The organism is Nonomuraea turcica, assembly GCF_030718205.1.
Lineage (GTDB): Bacteria > Actinomycetota > Actinomycetes > Streptosporangiales > Streptosporangiaceae > Nonomuraea.
The window spans coordinates 420,532-428,412 of sequence record NZ_JAUZQF010000008.1 but is presented as its reverse complement, the minus strand read 5'-3'; the positions used below and the strand labels follow the sequence as shown (position 1 = coordinate 428,412).

Sequence of the window (7,881 nt, the reverse complement as noted above, 5' to 3'; positions counted from 1 at the left end):
GTTCACTGACCTGCTGGCTGTGGATGCCGCGGGCAAGATGCTGCTCTACAGCAACAACTTCGTGCGTGACGATGGTCAGCCGTATACGGGCAGCGCGCCGCGTGAGGTCGGGCATGGTTGGAGTAGTACGACGAGGATCATTCCGGCTGATGTGACCGGTGATGGGTTCACTGACCTGCTGGCTGTGGATGCCGCGGGCAAGATGCTGCTCTACAGCAACAACTTCGTGCGTGACGATGGTCAGCCGTATACGGGCAGCACGCCACGCGAAGTCGGCCACGGCTGGGCCGGCAGCACCCGCATCCTGACCTGACCCCATCCCCGCCTGTGCCGGCCGCCCACCACCCCAGGCGGCCGACACGGGCGGGAGCGGCCAACCGCTGCATCCTGGGTAACGCCCTGGCCTCGGCCGGCTTCGTCAACTACCCCACGGAGTGGTGGCACTGGTCCTTCGGAGAGCGCTACTGGGCGTACATCACCCAGGCCCGCTACGCCCGCTACGGCATCGCGGAGGACCTGACGCTCGCGGCGTCGCGGTGACCCGGGTGCGGGACGCGCTCCAGGATGCCGCCGGCGAAGACGTCGTAGAGCCCGAGCGGCTCTAGGTGGACATATCCGATATGGCAGTCGCAAGCTGCAGCCGGGCAGGGCGGCCGGGGCCGCAACGCCGCGCGGTACGAGCCGTCGTACAGGTTGCCCAGCACCTCCGGGATGAAATGGCAGCGGCGGACCGTGCCGTCGCCGCTGACCGAGATCACGTCGTCCCCTGTGCGGCACGGCAGGCCCGCACTGGGGTGCGCGAACCGGCTGTAGTGGAAGAGGGGGTCGATCTCCGACCAGTCGGCCGCCTCGGCGTCGGTGTAGAGACGGCCCTCCTCGGCGTTGACCCAGAGGTAGGTCTCCGCGGGCAGGTCGGCCCTGAGCCGCCGCGCGTGCGTCAGGTGCGCGGGGTCGCCGACGATGCCCACGCTGTGGCGTACCGGCAGCGAGCGGATCTTGCCGAGGAACCGGTCGTAGGCGACCTGCGTCGGATGGTACGTCACCCACAGGGCCGCCCGGTCCGACGCCTCGGACAACCATGCGGTACGGCAGCTGAGATTCGTCTGAATGGCGACTCTCGTGACGTTCGGCAACCAGGAGAGCTCGACGAGCGCCCGCCTGTACCACGACCTGACCAGCCCTTCGCCCCACGGCGTGAACAGCACCGACACCTCGAACGGCTGCGCGGTCACCCACCCCGCGAACCGCTCCAGCGCCGCCCGGTCGGCCCGCAACTGCTCGGGGGCGTCGCGCCGTTTGGCGAACGGGCAGTAAGCACAGTCGTAGTCGCAGCTGGACAGGGGGCCGCGGTAGAGGATGGTCAGCATGGGGCGTACTCGTCCATGAGCCGCCTCACCTGCGGCGAGAAGAGCGCGGGCCCGATCGCGTCCGAGAAGGCCAGCCCCTCCGCCGTCAGCCGCACCGCGCCCGGATCCACCCGCAGCCACTCCGCGAACCCTTCCAGCGGGAAGTCGGCCAGGACGTCGGTGCAGAACCGGTTCAGGTAGAGCCCCCGCGACAGGCCCTCTGCCTGTAACAACGACTGGATGAGGTGCCGTCGTTTGCGCTCGTCGAGCGACAGCTCGAAGCCCACGTTGGCCACGCCGAACTCCGTCCGTCCCACGTAGTCGTCGATGATGGACCGCACGTGCCGCGCCTCCACGGCGTACTCGAACGAGTAGTGCAGCCGGCTCGTGTACGACCTCGCGCCGCACCCGAGCCCCACCATGCCGTCGGTCTGGCAGCAGTATTCCGTGGCCGTCCCGGCGCTGCCGGGCAAGCGGAACATGCGCATCGACACCTGCTCGTATCCGGCCGCCGCCAGCCGGTCGCGCCCCGCCCGGTAGAGCTCCAGCCGCTGGTCGTCCCAGGCCCGCCCCTGTTTGCCCAGCCCAGTGAGCGGGCGGACGTAGAGGGGGTAGAGGTAGAGCTCCTCGGGCCGCCACGTCAGCGCCGCCTCGATTGAGGCGAGCCACGAGTCCACCGTCTGCCCGTCGATGCCGTAGATCAGGTCGATGTTGAGCACCGGCACACCCGCCGCCCGGATGGTGTCCAGCGCACTCTCCACCTCGGCCCGCTTCTGCGGGCGTACGGCGGCGCGGGCCTCGGCGTCGATGAAGCTCTGCACACCGATGGACACGCGCGTGGTCCCGCGCTCGACCAGTACGGTCAGGCGGTCCGGGGTGGCGGTGGCGGGGGAGGTCTCCACCGACAAGGGGATCCGGGCGAGATCGACGCCCATCGCCCGCTCGGTCAGGTCGAACAGCCGGACCAGCTCGCCCGCGCTGAGGTAGGTCGGTGTTCCGCCGCCGAACGCGGCCGTGGCGAAACCGGTCTGCTCCAGAGCGTCCCGCACCTGCACCGCCTGGCGTTCCAGCGTGTCGAGGTAGGCCGTGACCAGCTCCTCCGGGGCGCCCGTCCGCGTGAACAGGTTGCAGAAGCCGCACCGCATCTCGCAGAACGGGATGTGCACGTAGAGCGCACCCGGCCGTTCGCCCGCCCACACCTCCTTCAGCGGCGGCCGCGGGTCGAGTGGCCGGTATGCGGTCTTGTGCGGATAGGCGTAGACATAGCCCTCATACGGCCGCATGATCCTCCAGTACGAACTGCGCATACGGAACCGTCCAGACCACCTCGTGGCCGATCCGGTGGCCGGTGTGCCCGCCCTCGCCGTACGCCGTGCCGTGGTCCGAGCAGACGATCACCAGGCAAGGGCGGCGCATCAGTCCGTAGAGCCGCCCGATGTGCCGGTCCACGTAGCGCAGGGCCGCGGCGTGGCTCTCCAACGAGTCGCCGGTCGCGCCGGGCAGGTAGAAATGGTTGGGCTGGTGCAGGGCCGACACGTTGACGAACAGGAAGACCTGCTCGTGTACGCGGCGCAGCACCTCGGCGGCCCGGTCGATCTGGTGCTCCAGAGATGCCGGATTCGTCACGCCGAACTCCGGCTCCCAATGGCTCTCGGCGAACAGGCTCGGAAGCGCGGACCCGAGCGGCGTCAGCTTGTTGAAGAAGCCCACGCCGCCCACGCACACCGTGTGGTAACCGGCCCGGGCCAGGCCCGTGGGCAGGTCGGGCGCGTCGAACACCCACGTGCCCGCGGCCGTGGTCTCGCTCCCGGGGAACGTGGCCGCGAACAACCGCGGATGCGGTCCCGGCGTCACCGGCGTCGGCAGGAAACCGGCGAACATGGCGGCGTGCGCGGCGTAGGTGAAGCTTCCCGGGCTGTGCCTGCGCTCCCACGACACGCCCGGCGGCAGGAGGCCGGTCAGCTGACCGGCGGCCGCGAGCTCGGCGGCGACGTCGTAGCGCAGCGTGTCGAGCGTCACCAACAGGATGTCGTGGCTGCCCACAATGGCGTTCATGTAGAGCGGGCCTGTCCGGGAGGACACTGTCGTCCTGTCGAGCGGGCCGGCCTCTTGCCGCGTGCCGGTCATGAGACCCCTGCCGCCGCGGTCGTCGCGTCGGGGGTTGTCGCCCCCGGCAGGATCGCCCGGACCTGCTCGGCATAGGTGTCCCGCCCATTTCCTGAAATATCACCCAAACCAGGCAGCAGGTCCCCGAACGCATTCACCTCCGCCACCATCACCGAGCGCCAATCCGCCCCCACCATGACATCCACTCCCGTGGCGAGGCTGCCGGGAAAACACGCGGCCACCCGCGAACAGACCTCCAGCACCCGCTCCCACAACGCCGGCCGGGCCCGCACCACTTCGAGGTCGCCGCGCTGCCCGCCGAGGTGCAGGTTCGTCATGGGAATGCGGCTCATCCGCACCACCGCGTGGGTCGGAACCCCGGCGACGGTCACCACCCGCAGGTCGAACACCTTCCCGCCGAACGACGCCTTCGGGAACCACCGCTCCACATGCAGTCCGTCCCCGGCCAGGAGGTCGACGACTTGCCGCACCTCGTCATGGGAGGTGTAAGTGCGCACGCGCAGCGAGTTGAACAGCCCGCCCTCTGCCCCCCAGGCCGCCGACGTGACGGCCTGGACGCGGTCACCACGCGCATGAAGCGCGATCACGCCCGACGCCGACGACCCGTGCGCGGGCTTGACGAACACCCGCGCCCACCCCCTCCGTGCCATCTCCGCACGCAGCTCGGCGTACGAGGAGATCGCGAGGGCCGGCGGGACCGGCACTCCCGCGGCCGACAACACGGCGTGGCAGCGCCGTTTGTCGAACATCACGGCGATCTCCCGGACGTCGCCGAGCAGGCGCACGCCCCCGATCGCGGCGACCCGTTCCAGCCCGGCGGTGAAGGCGGCGTACCAGGACGCGCCTCCGCCGACCCGCGCAGGATCCCCGGGCCCGCGCAGCAGCGCGTCGGTCTCGGCGTCCTCGCCCGGCGAGTCCAGCCGCAGCAGCGACCCCTCGGGCACGTGGAGCTCCCGCCCGGTCAGCACGTCCCGCCAGGAGACCACGTATGGCTCAGCCAGCCCCGCGGCCAGCACGGCGTCGCGGAACATCGTCACGCGCCGATGCCCAGGGATCCCCACCACGGCGAGGCGCACACCGCTCAGCACGTCACTCGCTCACCGCGACGAACCGCCACGCACGATCGAAGCTCTCGTTACCGGAGAGCACGACGTCGACTCCCGGAAGGGCCTTGGCCATGCGTTCGATCATGGTGGCCGACAGGTAGTTGTGGTCGAGGTTGAGCCACCGCAGGTGGGTGAGCGGCTGGCCGCTCAGCAGCGACTCGGCCCCGGCGTCGGTGAGCGAGCCCATCGACAGGCTCAGCGACTCCAGCCTGGCCACGATGGGCGCGGGGCCCACGGCGGCGGCAATCTCGTCCTGGAACTCGGCGTTCTGCAGCCGCAGGTGGCGCAGCGCGGGCAGCCGTTCGCCGCTCATGATCGGTGCGAGATCGCCGACGGTCGCATCCCCGCCGTACTGGTCAGAACCGAACCACAGCTCCAACAGCTCCAGCGCGGGCAGATCGCTTCCGGCCACCGCCCGGACGACGTCGCCGCCGAGCCCGCCGGTCTCCATCCGCAACATCCGCAGCGATCCGTGCCGCACCGGATGGAGCCTGAGATCGCTCCCGCCCCGCACTTCCAGACGTTCGAGATTCGGGAACGCCTCCAGAAGCGGCGTGATATCCGCCTGCTGGATCCACGAGATCTCGGACTCCTCCGGAGAGATCGCACCGAGGAAGATCGAGCGCAGCGCGGGCAACCGTGCCGCCTCGGCGGCCAGCCGGGCCACGATGTGGTCGGCGGGGGTCTCGTAGCAATCTTCCCACTGGCCGATGACGAGGGCGGTGACCTGTGTGGTGTCGACGTTGTCGAAGAGCCAGTCGAGGGTCTCGCCGATCTCGTCAGGGGCGTCGTCGTCCCATTCGTTGCCGGTGAGCCGCCACGCCACGGAGCCGCCCGCCGGCTGAGGGCCGTCTTCCTCCTGCCAGGGCGCGTGGGCGATGGGCAACCCGGCGTATTCCTCGTAGTAGCGCTCGTAGTGGCTGGGCAGCTCAGTGAAGTGGATCACGGTCGTCGGTCCGTCGTGCGTCACTCGTCCACCGCCACGTAGCGCCATACCTCGTCGTCGTCCTCGTCTTCGTCGGGCTCCTTTTGATCGGACAGGTCGACCTGCACGCCGGGCAGGGCCTCGGTCACCCGCCGCATCATCTCGTCGCCGAGGTAGTGGTGGTGCAGGTCGAGCCGGCGCAGGTGGGTGAGGGGCTGGCCGGTGAGCAGCGCCTCGGCACCCTGGTCGGTGAGCACGCCCATCGACAGGGCGAGCGTCTCCAGCCTGGCCACGACCGGCGCCGACGCCACGGCGGCGGCGATGTCGTCCTGGATCTCGCTGTCCTGCAGCCCCAGGTGGCGCAGCGCGGGCAGGCGCTCGCCCCGGAGGATCGGGTCGAGGTCGGAGACCGTCGTGGTGCCGCTGTATTCCTCGACGCCGAGCCACAACTCCAGGTGATCGAGCGTGGGCAGGTCACTGCCGGCCACGGCCCGCACGACCGAGCCGTCGAGCCCGCCGGTCTCGACCCGCAACATCCGCAGCGCCGCATGCCGGACGGGGCTCAGACGCAGCCCTGTGCCGCCGCGCACCTCGAAGCGCTCCAGCAGCGGGTATGCCTCCAGGATCGGCGTGACGTCGCTCTGCTGGATCCACGAGATCTCGGAGTAGTCGCTGCTGATCGCGCCGAGGAAGAGTGCGCGCAGCGCCGGCAACCGGGGAGCCTCCCGGACCAGCCGCTCAACGATGGGGGCGGAGGTCTCCGTGTAGCAGTCCGGCCATTCGCCGATGACGATGGTGGTGACACGGGAGGCGTCGGCCCGCTCGAAGAAGGCGTCGAAGGCGTCGAAGGCGTCGCCGACGTTGTCGTAGCTGTCGTCGGGCCACGAGCTCGCGCTGATCCGCCATGCGACCGCGCCGCTGTCGGGCGGCGGCTCACCGGGAGACGAGATGATCTGAGCCACCGGCAGCCCGGCGTAGCGTTCGGCATAGCGGTGCTGATAGCCGAAATATTGGTCGTACTCGATCATGGGTACGTCCTCGGTCGGGGGGTTGACTGTCCTGTCCTACCAGACCCCGCCGACATCTTCGTTCACTCGAAGAGCGTTCTTCCCCAGTAGTCTCCGGCGTCGCGGACGCCGGGCGGGACTGCGAACAATCCGCTCGAAACATGCTTGATGTATTCGTTCAGCGGGTCGATCTTGGCCAGCTTCATCTGCACCGGCACGAACTGCTTACGCGGATCGCGCTGGTAGGCGATGAAGAACAATCCGGCGTCCAGCCGGCCGAGCCCGTCGGAGCCGTCCACAAAGTTGTAGCCGCGCCGCAGCAGGTGGGCGTTGCCGTGGAAGCTCGGATGGGCCAGACGGACGTGGGCGTCGGCCGCGATGACCGGCTGGCCGTCGGGGCCCTTGGCGGCGAAATCCAGGGTGTCGAACTCGGCCTTCCTGCCCAGCGGCGCGCCCTCACCCTTGTCCCTGCCGATGATCTGCTCCTGCTCCAGGAGCGAGGTGCGGTCCCAGGTCTCGATCATCATGCGGATCTTCCTGGTGACCATGTACGTGCCGCCCGCCATCCAGGCGCTGCCGTCCTGCGTGCCCGCCCACAGCTGGTCGCGCAGCAGGTCGGCGTCCTCGAGCTTCAAGTTGTTCGTGCCGTCCTTGAAGCCCATCAGGTTGCGGGGCGTGGTCTGGGCCCGCGAGGTCGACGACGTACGGCCGAAGCCGAGTTGCGACCAGCGGACGGAGACGCGGCCGAAGCCGATCCTGGCCAGGTTGCGGATGGCGTGCACGGCGACCTGGGGGTCGTGGGCGCACGCCTGCACGCAGATGTCGCCGCCGGATATTTCCGGAATGAGCTGCTCTCCCGGAAATTTCGGCAGGTCGGCCAACGCCGCGGGCCGCTTGGCCGCCAAGCCGAAGCGGTCGTCGAAGAGCGACGGTCCGAAACCGATCGTCAGGGTCAGCCCCGACGCCGGCAGCCCGAGGGCTTCGCCCGTGTCGTCGGGCGCGGCCTCCGGCGCGCCGCCCACCGCGCCGAACGAGCCCGCCTCCTTGCCCTGCGTCAGCCGCGCCGCCGCGGCCGTCCACTCCTGCAGCAGGTCGACCAGCTCGGCCCGCTTCTCGGTGGTGACGTCGAACGCCACGAAGTGGAGCCGGTCCTGGGCCGGCGTGACGATGCCCGCCTGGTGCTGCCCATAGAAGGGGTACGGGTCGGAGGTCGAGGAGGCGTGCGCGACGGGCTGTTCGTCGAACAGCGTGCCCGCCGCCACCGCCCCGGCCCCCACGACGGCGGCGCCTGCCGCGCCCAGCCCGAACAGCCCCCTGCGGCTCATCCGCCGCCTGACGGTCTCGTCTTCCGTGGCTTCCGACATCGCGTC

At 69.9% G+C, this 7,881-nt stretch carries 9 protein-coding genes; 2 read left to right on the top strand and 7 right to left on the bottom strand.

What is annotated here, in order from left to right:
- Positions 1-313, top strand: a 313-nt coding sequence (locus Q9G87_RS23150; RefSeq protein ID WP_305918514.1) for a hypothetical protein, incomplete at its 5' end; no start/stop codon positions are given.
- 14 nt (positions 314-327) lie between these two features.
- Positions 328-540: a M15 family metallopeptidase gene (locus Q9G87_RS23145; RefSeq protein ID WP_305918513.1), complete on the top strand. Its 213-nt coding sequence runs from the start codon at positions 328-330 to the stop codon at positions 538-540.
- Here the strand turns inward: Q9G87_RS23145 and Q9G87_RS23140 are convergent.
- The 7 genes from Q9G87_RS23140 to efeB form a co-directional block, all read right to left on the bottom strand.
- Positions 498-1,367 carry an STM4011 family radical SAM protein gene (locus Q9G87_RS23140; protein WP_305918512.1) on the bottom strand — a complete coding sequence of 290 codons (870 nt, stop codon included), beginning with the start codon at positions 1,365-1,367 and terminating at the stop codon, positions 498-500. The genes Q9G87_RS23145 and Q9G87_RS23140 overlap by 43 nt on opposite strands.
- Positions 1,361-2,629: an STM4012 family radical SAM protein gene (locus Q9G87_RS23135; protein ID WP_305918511.1), complete on the bottom strand. Its 1,269-nt coding sequence runs from the start codon at positions 2,627-2,629 to the stop codon at positions 1,361-1,363. The genes Q9G87_RS23140 and Q9G87_RS23135 overlap by 7 nt, the downstream gene beginning before the upstream one ends.
- On the bottom strand, positions 2,616-3,401 hold the full coding sequence (locus tag Q9G87_RS23130) for an STM4013/SEN3800 family hydrolase (RefSeq protein WP_305918531.1): 786 nt from the start codon (positions 3,399-3,401) through the stop codon (positions 2,616-2,618). The genes Q9G87_RS23135 and Q9G87_RS23130 overlap by 14 nt, the downstream gene beginning before the upstream one ends.
- 68 nt (positions 3,402-3,469) lie before the next feature.
- The gene (locus tag Q9G87_RS23125) at positions 3,470-4,561 is read right to left on the bottom strand and encodes an STM4014 family protein (protein ID WP_305918510.1); all 1,092 of its coding nucleotides are present in this window, start codon (positions 4,559-4,561) and stop codon (positions 3,470-3,472) included.
- 1 nt (position 4,562) lies between these two features.
- A complete protein-coding gene (locus Q9G87_RS23120; protein WP_305918509.1) occupies positions 4,563-5,549 on the bottom strand; it encodes an STM4015 family protein in 987 nt (328 codons plus the stop codon).
- Positions 5,546-6,532 carry an STM4015 family protein gene (locus Q9G87_RS23115; RefSeq protein WP_305918508.1) on the bottom strand — a complete coding sequence of 329 codons (987 nt, stop codon included), beginning with the start codon at positions 6,530-6,532 and terminating at the stop codon, positions 5,546-5,548. Before Q9G87_RS23115 ends, Q9G87_RS23120 begins: the two co-directional genes overlap by 4 nt.
- A gap of 62 nt (positions 6,533-6,594) precedes the next feature.
- Positions 6,595-7,875, bottom strand: a complete 1,281-nt coding sequence (efeB, locus tag Q9G87_RS23110; protein WP_305918507.1) for an iron uptake transporter deferrochelatase/peroxidase subunit — start codon at positions 7,873-7,875, stop codon at positions 6,595-6,597.
- Positions 7,876-7,881: the final 6 nt, after the last annotated feature.

Excerpts from the sequence above, each read along its gene's own strand:
- Q9G87_RS23140 (WP_305918512.1), bottom strand. The coding sequence starts at position 1,367 with ATGCTGACCATCCTCTACCGCGGCCCCCTGTCCAGCTGCGACTACGAC.
- efeB (WP_305918507.1), bottom strand. The coding sequence starts at position 7,875 with ATGTCGGAAGCCACGGAAGACGAGACCGTCAGGCGGCGGATGAGCCGC.
- Q9G87_RS23130 (WP_305918531.1), bottom strand. The coding sequence starts at position 3,401 with ATGAACGCCATTGTGGGCAGCCACGACATCCTGTTGGTGACGCTCGAC.
- Q9G87_RS23115 (WP_305918508.1), bottom strand. The coding sequence starts at position 6,532 with ATGATCGAGTACGACCAATATTTCGGCTATCAGCACCGCTATGCCGAA.
- Q9G87_RS23135 (WP_305918511.1), bottom strand. The coding sequence starts at position 2,629 with ATGCGGCCGTATGAGGGCTATGTCTACGCCTATCCGCACAAGACCGCA.